The organism is Pseudolabrys sp., from assembly GCF_035943735.1.
GTDB lineage: Bacteria > Pseudomonadota > Alphaproteobacteria > Rhizobiales > Xanthobacteraceae > Pseudolabrys.
The window spans coordinates 66,963-80,567 of the sequence record NZ_DASZBV010000013.1 but is presented as its reverse complement, the minus strand read 5'-3'; the positions used below and the strand labels follow the sequence as shown (position 1 = coordinate 80,567).

General features: G+C 62.2%; 13 protein-coding genes and 1 pseudogene. 3 read left to right on the top strand and 11 right to left on the bottom strand.

Going from position 1 to position 13,605, the window contains the following annotated elements; all coding sequences use genetic code 11:
- Positions 1–617, top strand: a 617-nt coding sequence (locus VGV41_RS07470) for a 3'-5' exonuclease (protein ID WP_326863146.1), incomplete at its 5' end; no start/stop codon positions are given.
- Between the two features lie 1,285 nt (positions 618–1,902).
- Here the strand turns inward: VGV41_RS07470 and VGV41_RS07465 are convergent.
- The 10 genes from VGV41_RS07465 to VGV41_RS07420 form a co-directional block, all read right to left on the bottom strand.
- The gene (locus tag VGV41_RS07465) at positions 1,903–2,241 is read right to left on the bottom strand and encodes a carboxymuconolactone decarboxylase family protein (RefSeq protein WP_326863145.1); all 339 of its coding nucleotides are present in this window, start codon (positions 2,239–2,241) and stop codon (positions 1,903–1,905) included.
- 157 nt (positions 2,242–2,398) lie between these two features.
- On the bottom strand, positions 2,399–2,683 hold the full coding sequence (locus VGV41_RS07460) for a DUF6522 family protein (protein ID WP_326863144.1): 285 nt from the start codon (positions 2,681–2,683) through the stop codon (positions 2,399–2,401).
- Between the two features lie 303 nt (positions 2,684–2,986).
- Positions 2,987–3,409, bottom strand: a complete 423-nt coding sequence (locus VGV41_RS07455) for a hypothetical protein (protein WP_326863143.1) — start codon at positions 3,407–3,409, stop codon at positions 2,987–2,989.
- Complete coding sequence (locus VGV41_RS07450; RefSeq protein WP_326863142.1) at positions 3,372–3,899, bottom strand: NADH-quinone oxidoreductase subunit NuoB; 528 nt, start codon at positions 3,897–3,899, stop codon at positions 3,372–3,374. The genes VGV41_RS07455 and VGV41_RS07450 overlap by 38 nt, the downstream gene beginning before the upstream one ends.
- An 8-nt stretch (positions 3,900–3,907) precedes the next feature.
- Complete coding sequence (locus VGV41_RS07445) at positions 3,908–5,416, bottom strand: hydrogenase expression protein HypE (RefSeq protein WP_326863141.1); 1,509 nt, start codon at positions 5,414–5,416, stop codon at positions 3,908–3,910.
- A complete protein-coding gene (locus tag VGV41_RS07440) occupies positions 5,413–6,852 on the bottom strand; it encodes a hydrogenase 4 subunit F (protein WP_326863140.1) in 1,440 nt (479 codons plus the stop codon). The genes VGV41_RS07445 and VGV41_RS07440 overlap by 4 nt, the downstream gene beginning before the upstream one ends.
- Positions 6,849–7,511: a hydrogenase-4 component E gene (locus tag VGV41_RS07435; RefSeq protein WP_326863139.1), complete on the bottom strand. Its 663-nt coding sequence runs from the start codon at positions 7,509–7,511 to the stop codon at positions 6,849–6,851. The genes VGV41_RS07440 and VGV41_RS07435 overlap by 4 nt, the downstream gene beginning before the upstream one ends.
- On the bottom strand, positions 7,511–8,467 hold the full coding sequence (locus VGV41_RS07430) for a respiratory chain complex I subunit 1 family protein (RefSeq protein WP_326863138.1): 957 nt from the start codon (positions 8,465–8,467) through the stop codon (positions 7,511–7,513). The genes VGV41_RS07435 and VGV41_RS07430 overlap by 1 nt, the downstream gene beginning before the upstream one ends.
- Positions 8,458–10,461 (bottom strand): hydrogenase 4 subunit B, encoded by a 2,004-nt coding sequence (gene hyfB / locus VGV41_RS07425; RefSeq protein ID WP_326863137.1) that lies wholly within the window; start codon positions 10,459–10,461, stop codon positions 8,458–8,460. The genes VGV41_RS07430 and hyfB overlap by 10 nt, the downstream gene beginning before the upstream one ends.
- Positions 10,462–10,507: 46 nt before the next feature.
- A complete protein-coding gene (locus VGV41_RS07420) occupies positions 10,508–10,750 on the bottom strand; it encodes a helix-turn-helix transcriptional regulator (protein WP_326863136.1) in 243 nt (80 codons plus the stop codon).
- Positions 10,751–10,854: 104 nt separating this feature from the next.
- Between VGV41_RS07420 and VGV41_RS07415 the strand changes: the two genes are divergently transcribed.
- Positions 10,855–11,163 (top strand): amidohydrolase family protein, encoded by a 309-nt coding sequence (locus VGV41_RS07415; protein ID WP_326863135.1) that lies wholly within the window; start codon positions 10,855–10,857, stop codon positions 11,161–11,163.
- Between the two features lie 220 nt (positions 11,164–11,383).
- A pseudogene (locus tag VGV41_RS07410) lies at positions 11,384–11,923 on the top strand (tripartite tricarboxylate transporter substrate-binding protein); the annotation flags it as partial.
- Positions 11,924–12,274: 351 nt separating this feature from the next.
- Here VGV41_RS07410 and VGV41_RS07405 read toward each other — a convergent pair.
- Positions 12,275–13,474: an MFS transporter gene (locus VGV41_RS07405; RefSeq protein WP_326863134.1), complete on the bottom strand. Its 1,200-nt coding sequence runs from the start codon at positions 13,472–13,474 to the stop codon at positions 12,275–12,277.
- Between the last annotated feature and the right edge of the window lie 131 nt (positions 13,475–13,605).

Sequence of the window (13,605 nt, the reverse complement as noted above, 5' to 3'; positions counted from 1 at the left end):
TCTCACCCGAGATCACGAACCTTACCGGGATCACGAATGAAATGGTCGCGGGTCAGCGGATCGAGGAAAACGCGGTCGAGGAGTTCGTCCGCGATGCCAATGTCGTCATCGCGCACAATGCCGCCTTCGACAGAAAATTCGCCGAGCGGCTCTGGCCCATCTTTTCAAAAAAGCCTTGGGCGTGCTCAATCAGTGAAATCGAATGGCGCAAGCATGGCTTTGCCGGCGCGAACCTCCAATACCTCCTCACGGACTGCGGGCTGTTCTATGAGGCCCATCGGGCGGTAGACGACTGCCACGCCGTGCTGGAGATTCTCGCCAAAGCTCTTCCCGGTGCGTCCACGACAGCTCTAGCGGCATTACTTGCCCGTGCGCGACAGCGGTCGTTCAGGATTTGGGCCGAGCAGTCGCCGTTCGATCTGAAGGACGTCCTGAAGACGCGTGGTTATCGCTGGTCGGATGGGTCCGACGGAGGACCTCGCAGTTGGTATATCGATGTCGCCGAGGACGACCACACCGCCGAGATCGAGTACTTGCGCGCTGAAATCTATCAACGTGAGGTGGACGTCCGCTCGCGCTCCTTGACCGCGCTAGAGCGGTTTTCAGCGCGGCTCTAACGAGGACTTCCACGTGCCTGCGATCTTACAGCTACGGTACGCCGCTCGGTACGACAGAGGTCTATTATGTTGCGATAAGCACCTGACTCGACGTCAGATTCCGCCTCAAGCAGTCCCATCCATCATCGGGGCGACGCAGAAGCGGCGGGACGCCGTTTTTAGTAATATTTTTGTTTTCTCAGTCACTTAATAGCTCCGCAGACTGCAGCGCGGCGTGCATCCGGTGGATTTGGCAGCGTACATCGATAAACGCCGGTCGGCCGCTCTAAAGGAATGTCAGCAGCCGACCGGCCAGCCTTGAATCAAAGCTCTTCGGGTCCTTCCTAGTCCCTCCCCCACTGCGGGGTCTACGCCGCCCGAAGAACTTCCAGTTGGGCAGTCTGATTTTCAAGGTTGACAGGGTTGACAGTTACAAGCACCGGTTGACAGCCTCAAGCTCCTCCTACGTGGCGACACGAAGGGAGTACGCCCACGGTACGACGAGGTCTTTCGAGCCGTGCTTAGCCTCTGACAAAAGCTGTCCGCGGAGTTGTGTCTGCCCCATCATCAACCGCGGGAGCCACTCCTCGCCTCAGGCGGGCTCATACCACGAAAGCGGACATCAATCTGCGCAGCTCCAAGGTCGGCTAAGGGCCATTAGCCGACCTAACGCTACTCTAGCAGAACGTCTGACCGACCAGACAACATATGGGCGAGCTACACGCCGCCATCGGCGACCAAGTGTTGGCGATGGTGCCGGAGATGGATCGAGACGTCACGGGGTTGCCCATGATCTCAGCGGAAGAGCCAGTCGAGAACCAAGACGGTACTCACAATGTAAGCCAGCGCCAGCAACAGAAACCGTGCCGTGCCGACTGCGGCATTGTCACCCAATAGCCAGCAAGCAACCTGGTCGTTTCTTGTCTCCCACCGGTGCTGCGCATTGTCTGTACTCATCATGATCACCGAAGGCCTAATGCCCTCCGCCCCAGGAACGCTCCCGCTCGTGACACGCGTGCGAGGAATGGCCGCCTGCCAAAGGGGACACGGTCCAGCCGCCCTAACCGCCTTCGCTTCCTCCGTGCCTTACGCCTGACAGGCCTTCATGGGGGTGTCGACGGTCCCCACGACGGTTGGCCTTGCGGACGTAGGTGATCATTGCGGCTGGGTTGTCGAGCTTCGCGCTGAGCGCTGCCATCAGAGCGTCTTCAGCTTCGACGGTCAGGGCCTTCGAGTGGGTTCCTTTTTTCAGACCTACGGTATACCGCGCCATGGCAGGCCTCATCTCATTCGTAGGAATCTGGCTCTATTTCTTCTCCTCGTCAGCGAGCGTGGCAAGCATCAAATTCGAATGAGCGTAGGCGCCTCCCGCTCGCATTTCAGACGCTACCCAGATCGCTTCCATGAGCTCTTGAGGGGTCGCGCCGGCCCGCCGGGCTGCCTTCGTGTGGCCCTTGATGCAATACGGACATTGGGTGACGTGAGCGACGGCGACAGCGATGATCTGCTTAATCTTGGATGGAAGTGCTCCATCTGCGAAAACTACCTTGCCGAAGGCCTCAAAGGCGGCCTGCTGGCTGGGCGCCAAATCGCGCCGTAGCCGGCTGAACTCTGAAGACGCATGGGGGTACATTGAATCGTCCATGGCGATACCTCGTTGCTGGATGATAGGTCCTTCACGTCACCGAATACTCGGCTTGCGCAGAAGTCGCAGTTAGAGATGCTCTTTTCGAGCCATCCCTCTCACGACGTAAAGCGCAAGCACCTATCGGAGGGCTCGATGGTCATCGATCCGCCGACCCTTACCGGAGATGTAGACCGGCCGGCCGCGTCGCGAAATCTTCGCCAAAATCAATCGTCGATCGCTGTAGCACGTTGCCCGCCCCGTCGACGATCAACCGCAAGCGGCGCCGTTCGGTGAAGAATGTCAGGCGATAGCGGCCTTCATCCCCATCGATCCCTCGCTCACACCGGCTTGTAAGCGTACCATCTCGCATGCGCTGCTGAAGCGACGATGCATCAATCTCCAGTCCGTCTGCTATGATCCCGGCGTCGATCTCGAATGTGCCGCCCTCAAAAGTGATCATCTTCCAGCGCGCTCGTATTCGACTGTTTTACTGGCTGCGACAAATCGCCGCCTCATTTGCATTAGCCTGCCAGCTTCGCCTCATTCCATCAGCCGAACGCGCACGATTATGTCGCCCATCGCCGTACGTTGATGTACGGATGCCTGAGAGGAGATGAACGCGCATGGACGGCTCGCAACATAGATTGCCCGGTTTAAGCTAGATATCCCTGTGGCGCCACGCTGGCATGCAGAGTTGTATCGCTGTGAGGCCGTGATGCGGTTAGAGCAGCTTCACCGAACGGGCAAGCGCGAGCGCCAAGGCTCACTCGGCCGGACTTGTCTCCAGCGGCACGACCGGCCCGCGCCGAAGCCACCGTGCGACTCCCGGAAAAAGCGGACCGAGCTTAACCAGGAAATCCCACGCCATCAGAAGGGCGGCCACCGCAAACACCACGTCGCCCGGAAACCGCATCCACTGCCAGAAGAGCGTCCCATTATAGAAGGTAACGCTGCGCGCGTAGGCGAATCCGTGCTCGAACACGGCGTTGAGCCGCGGCCAGCCAATCAGGAAGAAGTTGAGCGCAATCCGTAGGACCAAGCCCGCGTTGTAAAGCCAGAAAAAGAAAACACGACTACGATCATAAGCACCGGTAGAACCTGACGCGCCATCCCGACAAGGCCGGCATAACAGAGCCATAGCAGTGTTCTCAAACAGCGCCCCCGCCCTGATGATGGAGTAGCGCAAGCAGGCCCCTTAACAGCGAATACGGCGACGGCGGGCACCCATTGACGTGCAAATCGACCGGAATGACATCGCTGACGCCTCCCACAACGGCGTAACTGCCGGCGAAAAGGCCGCCATCGCGGGCGCAGCCGCCGATCGCCACCACCCATTTTGGGTCGGGCATGGCGTCGTAGGTGCGCAGCAGCGCCTCGCGCATATTCCTAGTCACCGGCCCTGTCACAGTGAGCACATCGGCATGGCGCGGCGAGGCAACGAAGCGCAAGCCGAGGCGCTCAAGATCGTAGAAGGCGTTCGACAACGCGTGCAGTTCGAGCTCGCAGCCATTGCATGAACCAGCATCCACGTGACGGATCGATAACGAACGACCGAGCCGCGCCCGCGCGACGCGGTTCACGCTATTCGCCAGTTCGGCGAGCGAGGCCTGATCCGGCGGTGGCGCCGGCTCGGTCAACGCGCCGGTGGTAAGGCTTTCAAACAACGTGCGGCGCATCGTCGCCTCTAAAGGTCGTGTCCCGAGTAGGAGCAGTTGAACGACTTATTGCAGAGCGGGAAGTCGGCGATAATGTTGTTTTCGATGGCGGCTTCGAGCAGCGGCCACTGGAACCATGATGCGTCGCGCAAGTGGCAGCGTGCGATGGTGCCGTCGTCGCCGAGACGCAGCCAAACAAGAACATCCCCACGGAAGGCTTCCGCGTAGGCCATGCCCTCGCATGATCTGCCAATTTTAATGGACGTGCGTAAATCGCCTCGCGGCAAGCGGTCTAGAAGCTGTTCGAGCAGGGACAGGCTCTGCTCAACCTCGCGGATGCGGATCCAAACCCTTGCATTGACATCGCCGGCTTCGAGCACCGGCACCTCAAACTGCAGCGCGTCATAAGGCGCATACCCAGGCGTACGCCGCGCATCGAAGTTCCTTCCGGCGGCGCGGCCAACATAGCCGCCGGCGCCGAACTGCCGTGCGTACTCCGGTTTGACAATCCCGCTGGTGACCGTGCGGTCCTGCAGCGAGGCCGTATTGTCGTAAAGCTCGATCAGCCGCGGAAACCGCGTGCGCAGCTCGGCGATGAGCGCGCGGATCCGCGCTTCGCCGTCGGCGTTCAGATCGCGCGAGACGCCGCCGGGCATGACGACATCCATCATCAGGCGATGGCCGAAGCAGGCGTCCGCCGCGCGCAAGACGCGCTCGCGCAGGATGCCGGTTTGGGCGTGCATCAGCGCAAAGGACGCGTCGTTGCAAATGGCGCCGATGTCGCCGAGATGATTGGCGAGCCGCTCCAGCTCGGCCATCACCGCGCGCAGATAGACGGCGCGCGGCGGCGGTGACGATTGCGTCGCCGCCTCGACGGCGCGGGCGAAAGCATAGGCATAGGCGACCGTGCTGTCGCCGGAGGAGCGCCCAACGAGCATCGCCGCGCCCTCAAGCGACGCGCCGGCCATCAGGCTCTCGATGCCCTTATGGACATAGCCGAGCCGCTCCTCGACGCGCACGACGAACTCGCCGTTGGCGGTAAAGCGGAAGTGGCCGGGCTCGATAATGCTGGCGTGCACCGGTCCGACCGGCACCTGGTGCAAGCCCTCGCCTTCCACGGGGAGGAATGTATAGCGCGCAGGCGTCGGCGCAGGCGCCGCGGCGCGGTCGCTGAGTGGATGCTTCACATCCCAGACGCCGTGATCGAGCCACGGCCGCGCGTCGGGCGCACCGGCCGGCTCGTAGCCAAACAGGGAGCGGATTGCACGCTCCAGCCGGACCGCGGGCGCATGCCGCGCGCCGACGCTCGGAAAATGTCTGTCGCGGCATCGGCAAGTGAGTACGGCAATGTCGCCACCCTCGCCCATCACCGCCATATGGACGGCGCCGGCATCGCCCCACAGGCCGGACAAGGTCCAGCGGCCGCTGGCTAGTTCATCGATGGCCCGTGCCCAACCGAAGTCCTCGACGATTGCACGTGGCCATGGCCGGTGCCCGTCAACGACCTGCGCGTCGGCAATGGTGTCGAGGATCGTCATCCGAGCAGTCTCGCGACGTTTTCGAAACCAGCGACCAGCGCCGGGGGCATGTAGATGCCGGCGACAAAGACAATGGCGAAATGAGCGAATATCGGCACGAAAGAGGCGTGCGTAGGTTCCGATGGTCCGCGCGGCTCGCCAAAGGCAACCGAATTAAGCCGCAAAAACAGGCCGCCGAGCGCGACGATGATGCCGAATGCGAGCAGGATCGCGAGCCACGGCTGCCGCGCGAAAGTCGAGGAAACGACCAGAAACTCGCTCATGAAAATGCCCATGGGCGGCAGCCCGGCGATAGCGACGACGCCGACGACGAGCGCCCAGCCGAGCAGCGGGTTGCTCACTGTCAGCCCGCTCAGATCGGCGATTTTCTGCGTTCGCTTGACCTGGGCGATATGGCCGACTGTGAAGAAGATTGCCGACTTGGTCAGCGAGTGCATGGTCATGTGCAAAAGACCGGCGAAATTCGCGAGCGGTCCGCCCATACCAAAGGCGAACACGATAATGCCCATGTGCTCGATCGAAGAATAGGCGAACATGCGCTTGATGTCGCGACGCCGGTACAGCATGAACGCGCCGAAGATGCATGAAATGAGGCCCATCGTTACCATCAGCGGGCCGGGCGCTATTGCCTCCGGATTAAGCGCGAGCAGCATCTTGAAGCGCAATAGCGCGTAAAGCGCGACATTAAGTAGGAGTCCAGACAAAACCGCCGAGATCGGCGTTGGACCTTCGGCATGCGCGTCGGGCAGCCACGCATGCAACGGCGCGAGGCCAACCTTGGTGCCGTAGCCGAGCAACAGGAAGACGAAAGCAACATTGAGGAGCGGCGCATCAAAGCGCGCAGCATGCTGGATCAGTGTCGTCCAAACCATTGCACCGGCGCCTTCGCCTATCACCGGTCGCGCCGCCATATAGACCAGGATAGTGCCGAACAGCGCGAGCGCGATGCCGACACTACCAAGGATGAAGTATTTCCAGGCGGCCTCCAGTGCCTCATGGGTGCGGTAGATGCCGACCATCATCACCGTCGTCAGCGTCGCCACCTCGATCGCCACCCACATCAGACCGATATTGTTGGCGACAAGGGCGAGGTTCATCGCGAACATCAGCACTTGATACATCGCGTGATAGAAGCGCACCGAACGCGGCGTCAACCTTCCGATCTCGATCTCGTGGGCGATATAGCTGGCGCTGAAGATGCTCGTGGTCAGAGCCACGAGTGTGGTCAACACGATGAAGACGCGGTTCAAGTCGTCGAGCAGCAGATAGCCGCTAGCCTGCGGCTTCATCCAGAACAACGACACCGAGATCAGGAAGGTCACCAACGCAGCAGCGACATTGAGACCGGCGGTCAGTCGATAGCCGGGCAGCACGGCGAGAAGCGCCGCGGCGAGGAGCGGCACGATGAGAATGGTTTCGAGCGCGTCGATCGTCATCGGCGCTCTCCGCGGAAGCGGTCGAGCGCCTGCACGTCGACCGTGTCGAATCGTTCGCGGATGCGGAATAAGAAGATGCCGATGACGATGAAGGCGATCAGCACCGAGAAGGCCACCGATATCTCGACCACCAGCGGCATGCCCTTGGCGCCAGTCGCCGCGAGCACGAGGCCGTTCTCCAGCGACATGAAGCCGATTACCTGGCTGACCGCGTTGCGCCGCGTCACCATCATCAAGAGGCCGAGCAGCACCACAGACAAAGCGAAGGCAAGATCCTCGCGGGCGAGAGGGTCGGCCTCGGCGGTCACGCGCAGCATCACCACCATCGACAGCGCGACGAGGCCGATGCCGGCCAGCATCGCGAGGCCGACGCCGACGACATTGTCAATCTCTCGGTGGATGCCGAGCTTGACGACGATGCGGCGCAGCGCCACCGGGATGACGATAGCCTTGAACGCGAGCGCGATCAGGGCGGTGACGTAAAGGTGCGGCGCCTCCTGGACCAGGGCCTGCCAGGCGACCGACAGCGTCAGCACCAGCGCATGCGCGGCGTAGACGTTGATCAGCGCCAGGATGCGATCCTGGTAGAGTTCGAGGAAGCTCACCACGACCAGCGAACCGGCCAGCATATGCGCGATGTCGAAGGCCAATCCGTGCATCAGAAGCTCCTCGACACGAAGCGCAGCAAAGTCGCGAGCAGCGCCAGCATCAAGGCAGCGCCGAGGAGCTGTGGCACGCGGAACACGCGCATCTTGGCGATCGCCGTCTCAAACACCGCCAAAAGGAAGCCGCCGGCGGCGAGCTTGGCGACATAGCCGGCGACGCCGATGGCAACTTCGGTCGGATCGGCGCTGGCCACGCCGATGCCCCAGGGTACGAACAGGCAGGCGATTAGGGACACATAGAGAAGCAGTTTGAGGAAGCTGGCGAGCTCGATCAGCGCCAGATGGCGTCCGGAATATTCGAGAACCATCGCCTCGTGCACCATAGTCAGCTCAAGGTGCGTCGCCGGATTGTCGACCGGAATGCGCGCATTCTCCGCGATGGCGACGATGACGAGCGCGATGAGGCCGAGGCCGAGCGAGACGCGCAAGCCCACCTCGGGCGAATTCATGAAGGCGGCCATGGTCGAAAGCTGCGTCGAGCCGGCGATCAGCGCGATGGCGAAGACGATCATCATCATCGCCGGCTCGGCGAGCGAGGCGATCATCACCTCGCGGCTGGCCCCAATGCCGCCGAAGCCGGTGCCGGCGTCCATGCCGGCGAGCGCGAGGAAGAAGCGCGCGCTGCCGAGAAGCGCGATCAGCGCGATGAGATCGGCGGTCCACGAGAAGAGAAGACCGCTGCGGAAGGTCGGCACCAGCGAAGCCGCCACCCAGGTGGCGGCGAAGATGAGATAGGGAATGACGCGGAATAGCCACGAGGCGTTGTGCGCGAGCACGACGTCCTTGCGCAGCAACCGCGCGAGATCGCGATAGGGCTGGATCAGCGGCGGCCCGCGCCGGCGCAGCAGCCGCGCCTTCACCTTGCGCACGAAGCCGGTGAGCAGCGGTGCCAGCAGCAGCACCAGCAGCATCTGCACGCCCTGGAAGAGAAGATCGTGGATCAGGGCCATGCCGCGAGCACCAGAAGCAGCAACACCAGCGCCACGAAGACCAACGTCAGGTAGCGACGGATGGTGAGGAATTGCAGGACGTTCAGTTTCTCGGCGGCGAAAGCGACGAAGCCGACGAGTGGCGCGTAGAGCGTATCCCAGATCGGATCGTGCACGACGGCGACAAAGCGTGCCGGCGCCGTCGAATTCGGCGTCGGCATCTCGCCGAGCTCGCGCGCGCGGAAGACAAGCGTGCCAAAGATGCGACGGATCGGCTGCGCAAAGCTGTCGGCCGTGTACTGCGTCGCGGAGCTTGGATCGGGAAAGCCGCAATCCCAGATCGCGCTGCGCCGGATCTTGTCTGAGGCCAGCCGATGGATGGCGAAGGCGCCGATCATGCCGGACGCGGTGATGAAGAGGAATACTAGGAGCCCGTTGTAGGAACTCCGGCTCGCGGCGATCGGGACGATCGAGAGCCATTCGACACTCGTCTGCACGGGCATGCGGCCCCCGGCGACGATCTGCGTCACCGGCGCCAGCGCGTCGATGGCGAAGCCGGGCAAGATGCCGAGGACGAGGCAGGCCCCAGCCAGAATACCCATGGCGACGACCGAGACACGCTCGATCTCGTGCGCCGATCCCGCTGCATCGCTGCGCGGGCGGCCGAGAAAGGCGATGCCATACACGCGCACGAAGCAGGCGCCGGCGAGCGCCGCCGACAGCGCGAGCAATGCGCCCGTCGCCGGAATCATCAGTTTCAGCCCCCACGACGAAAGCTGGGGGCTCACCAGAATCGCCTGGAACGCGAGCCATTCCGAGACGAATCCATTGAGCGGCGGCAGCGCCGAGATCGCGGCACAGCCGACGAGGAACACGAAAGCCGTCTGCGGCATGCGGTGGATGAGGCCGCCGAGCCTCTCCAGGTCGCGCTGTCCGGTCGACGCGAGCACCGCGCCCGCGCCGCAGAATAAAAGGTTCTTGAACAGCGAATGGTTGAGCACGTGCAGCAGCGCCGCGGTCATGGCGAGCGCGGCGGCGAAGGTCATCGCATTGGCCTTGAACGCGAGTGCGAGGCCGAGTGCGACGAAAATGATGCCGATGTTTTCGATGGTCGAATAGGCGAGCACACGCTTCAGGTCGGATTGCATCAACGCATAGAGCACGCCCATTACCGCCGTTAGTGCGCCGATACCGATGACTGGCATGCTCCACCACCACGCAGGCGATCCTGCTAGGTCGAAGACAATACGGATGAAGCCGTAGACGGCGACCTTGGTCATGACGCCGCTCATCAGCGCCGAAACGTGGCTGGGCGCGGCCGGATGCGCGTGCGGCAGCCAGGCGTGCAGCGGCACGAGGCCCGCCTTCGATCCGGCGCCCACAAGCGCAAGAATAAGAACGAGCGCAGCAAGCCCGGCGGTGGGCGGGGCAGCGCGCATCGCCGCGAAGGCGTAGTCGCCTCCCGCGCCGGCCATGAGACCGAAGGCGAACAGCAGCGCGAGTGTGCCGAAGCTCGCCATCAACAGATAGATGTAGCCGGCTCGGATATTCTCGCGCACGTTGTGATGCGCGATGACAAGTGCCCAGGACGACAGCGACATGAACTCCCAGGAGACGAGGAAGGAGAACGCGTCGGCCGACAGCAGCACGAGATTCATGCCAGCGAGATATGCTGGATAGAACGGCAGCACGCGGCCAGGGAATTCTTCGTGCCGGCCGTAGCCGAGGGCAAACAGGCTAACCGCCGCCCCGCCGAGATTGACGACGATGAGGAAGAAGGCGGAGAGCGCGTCAATGCGGAAATGCGCGCCGAGCCACGGCAGACCGAAAGGCAGCACTGCCGCGGAATTGTGGTGGCCCGAGAGGCTTACGACTCCGGCAATGACCAGCGCTAACGAGAGCGCGAGGCTGGCGCCGTAGATTGTAGGCCGTCCGATTGATGACGACGCCAAGACAATGCCGGTAGGCGCCAGAAACAGCAAAGCCGCTACAGCGATGAGCGCATCGATCACCATCGGCGCCTCCGCACCGCCCCCGCACCGATATCTCGGCGCGACGCGCTCATTTGAGCCGAACTCCCCGCCCGCCGCTTGTGGATGTTCCGCCCTCACCTATCAGTTCGATGCCATTCGCCACTAGCGCATCGATCAGCTTCATGAGCGAGTCGACGTTGCCGCGGACGACGCCGCCACTAGCCTCCATGCGCTGAACAGTGGGCAGCGATAAGCCCGCTCGCTTCGCGAGTTCGCGCTGGTCGATGCCAAGAAGAGCGCGGGCGGCGCGCAACTGACCGGAGGTAATCATCGCCTGTAGCTGAGACTGAATAGCTTCCGTGCTTTTACGATGTCTAGCACCAGCAAAACGACACTTCAAGATGCATGAATGATATATAGACTATCAAAGAGCGAATGTTCTCCTTTGATGAAATACTAGCCGCCCGCCCCGCCTGGCCGCGGCAGGACGAGATGCTCGCGATCCTGCGGCACAAGCCGAATGTCGCTTACGAACCGCACGGCTGGAGACCGCGCCAGTTCTCGCCGGCCCTAAAAAGCGCGATCGAAGGGCGCATGCAGGATCGCATCATGTGGGGATGCGATTTCCCCGTCCTGCGCTACGGCAAAGTCATCAGCGACTGGGAGTCCGAAGGCTATTCAGAGGCAGTGCTGCGAAAGGTCCTGTCGGACAACGCCAAGCGTCATTTTGGCGTCGCGAACTAAATCAACAAGACGAAAACTTGAAACGGGAGGGAAACATGAAACTGATAACACTGGTAGTCGTTGCCGCGGCCATCGCCTTGCTAGGCCCGGCACCGGGTGCTTACGCCGAGAGTGCCGCCACATATCCGTCCGGAAACGTCGAGTTGGTCATTCCGTTTCAGGCCGGCGGGACGACAGATGTGATCCGGCGCCTGGTCGCTAATATGTTAGCGAGAAGTGGGACCACCCGGTCGTGGTCACCAACAAGGCCGGAGCGACCGGTGCGATCGCATCGGAGTTCGTCGCCCGCGCGCGGCCGGATGGCTACACGCTGCTGAGCGCGACCGCGTCGACACACGCGGTGCTTCCGGCATATCGATCGGATTTGCCCTACGACACGGTGACCAGCTTTGCGCCCGCGACGCTGCTCGCCACTTTCCCCAACATGCTCGCCGTGACGCCGAAGCTGCCGGTCAAAACCGTAGCCGATTTGGTCAAGCTCCTCAAAAGGGAGCCCGGCAAACTCAACTTCTCGAGTTCAGGCGTCGGCGGCACGGTTCATTTCGCCGGCGAGCTGTTCAAGCTGACCGGGACCGACATGGTTCATGTGCCCTACAAAGGCAGGCGCACGCTCGAACGGATGCCGTCGGCCCCCACAACGATGTCCGCTTTCCTCGACACGGTCGCCAGAAAAGGTCACTCGGACGCCGCGCTCGTCCTGTTCCACATTCTCGAAATTCCATCCGAGATGATAATTCCGCTCGTCGATTGTGGTGCGTAAAAGCCGCTGGAGCCGATCCCGCGATGTCAGGATCTGTCGCAACGGACGCTCCTCCGTCACACTTCCCGCCCGGTCGATCGCAATCCGCTTCGGCACCTCCACACCAAGGCCCCCGAGCCCTGCGCCGCAATCGACCAGCACCTGAAACAACTCGGGGTGTCCGGTGATCCCGGCTCCGCGGCCAACGAGCTCGGTCCGTGAGCGTTCGTAGACGTCCACCCGCCAGCCGATTTTTTTAAGAAATTCCGCCGTGAATAAGCCGGACATCGACCCGCCGATCACAATTGCACCGCGTCCTGTTTGATGTGCTGGCGAACGCGACATGAGGCTCTCATTCCTTCTGGGCGGCTACTAGGCTGTGCCCCGAGCGGCAACATGTCCTGCGGGCCTCGTCAGGAGCGCGGTCACTGCCGCAACAAAACCGCAGCCGACGGTCACGCTTGTGGTCTCGATCATCGGAATCGGACTGCCGTCCGCAAGCAAGCCGTAAATCTGGGCGAAGCCGGCGCCAAAGACATTCTGGGCGAATACGCCGACACCGGCCGCAGTGCCGGCCAGCCGCGGGACGATCGCCATTGCACCCGCCTGAGCGAATGGCAGAGAAAGGCCCTGTGCCAGCGTCATGAACGTCCCGGGGACAAACAGCACGATCGGCGTAACGTATCCGGACAAGAGCAAGGTCGATTGTATGGCGGCGGCGGCCCCCGCGATCGAGGCGGCGACCAACAGCATACGCTCGAGCGAAACGCGACTACTGATCCGACCGGAGATAACCGACCCGGTTATGAACCCGGCGGGCACCAGACAGAAATAAAGACCGTACTCTGTCGCGGGTCGATGCAGCGTGTCTTTCATCAGCACTGCCGTCGCTGTCGCGAGCACCATGAAAGTGCCGGTGCTACAGGCGGTTTGGGCAATCAGGGCACAAAACCTGGGCTTTGAAAGCAGTTCGAAGAACGACGAAGCCATGGAGTGGCCGAATTGGCTGGGCGCAGTCCCGGCGCGCGTATCCGGCACAACCGCGTAAGCACCCACCAGCATGGCGCATCCAGCGACGCTCGAAAACCCGAAGACTCCGCGCCAACCGAGCTGGTCGATAAGGATGCCGCCGATCCCCGGTGCGACCAGCCCACCGATGGCGAAGAACGTCGTCAGATACGCGATGGACTTCACCAGGAGCTGCGGCCCGTAGGCGTCTTTTGCGATCGCCCGGGCTAGCGTGATGCCGCACCCCGCGCCGATGGACTGGATCACGCGCCCGATCATCAGGATCGTGAACGAGCCGGCAAACGTGGAGATGATACTTCCGGCCACAAACATGGCCAGACCGACGAGTAGCACCGGCCGTCTACCGTGCCGATCTGCCAGGCTACCGTACCAGAGTGTCGAAACGGCCATCGCCAGCACCCCGGCCGTGAAAGCGAGCTGGGCTTCCGCTGTGCCAAGATGAAATTCTGTCTTCAGAACGGGAATGAGCGGGAAGAACAGATGGACGGCAAATGGCCCCAGCAGCGAAAGGGACGCTAAAATCGCCGGGAGCAATTGGGTCACGATGGAAACTTTCTCCCGTCCCTAGGCAGGTGAAATCCGCGCTCGGAGAGGTTCTCCACCTTTGAGAGCACCAACTCCTCCGCTCAGGGCCCTCGAACGTGTGCGGCGCTTGGCTTCATCTCCCTGCGTCA

Coding starts and splice junctions, on each gene's coding strand:
- VGV41_RS07465 (WP_326863145.1), bottom strand. CDS start 2,241: ATGGACGATTCAATGTACCCCCATGCGTCTTCAGAGTTCAGCCGGCTA.
- VGV41_RS07460 (WP_326863144.1), bottom strand. CDS start 2,683: ATGATCACTTTTGAGGGCGGCACATTCGAGATCGACGCCGGGATCATA.
- VGV41_RS07450 (WP_326863142.1), bottom strand. CDS start 3,899: ATGCGCCGCACGTTGTTTGAAAGCCTTACCACCGGCGCGTTGACCGAG.
- VGV41_RS07445 (WP_326863141.1), bottom strand. CDS start 5,416: ATGACGATCCTCGACACCATTGCCGACGCGCAGGTCGTTGACGGGCAC.
- VGV41_RS07440 (WP_326863140.1), bottom strand. CDS start 6,852: ATGACGATCGACGCGCTCGAAACCATTCTCATCGTGCCGCTCCTCGCC.
- VGV41_RS07435 (WP_326863139.1), bottom strand. CDS start 7,511: ATGCACGGATTGGCCTTCGACATCGCGCATATGCTGGCCGGTTCGCTG.
- VGV41_RS07430 (WP_326863138.1), bottom strand. CDS start 8,467: ATGGCCCTGATCCACGATCTTCTCTTCCAGGGCGTGCAGATGCTGCTG.
- hyfB (WP_326863137.1), bottom strand. CDS start 10,461: ATGGTGATCGATGCGCTCATCGCTGTAGCGGCTTTGCTGTTTCTGGCG.
- VGV41_RS07420 (WP_326863136.1), bottom strand. CDS start 10,750: ATGATTACCTCCGGTCAGTTGCGCGCCGCCCGCGCTCTTCTTGGCATC.
- VGV41_RS07415 (WP_326863135.1), top strand. CDS start 10,855: ATGTTCTCCTTTGATGAAATACTAGCCGCCCGCCCCGCCTGGCCGCGG.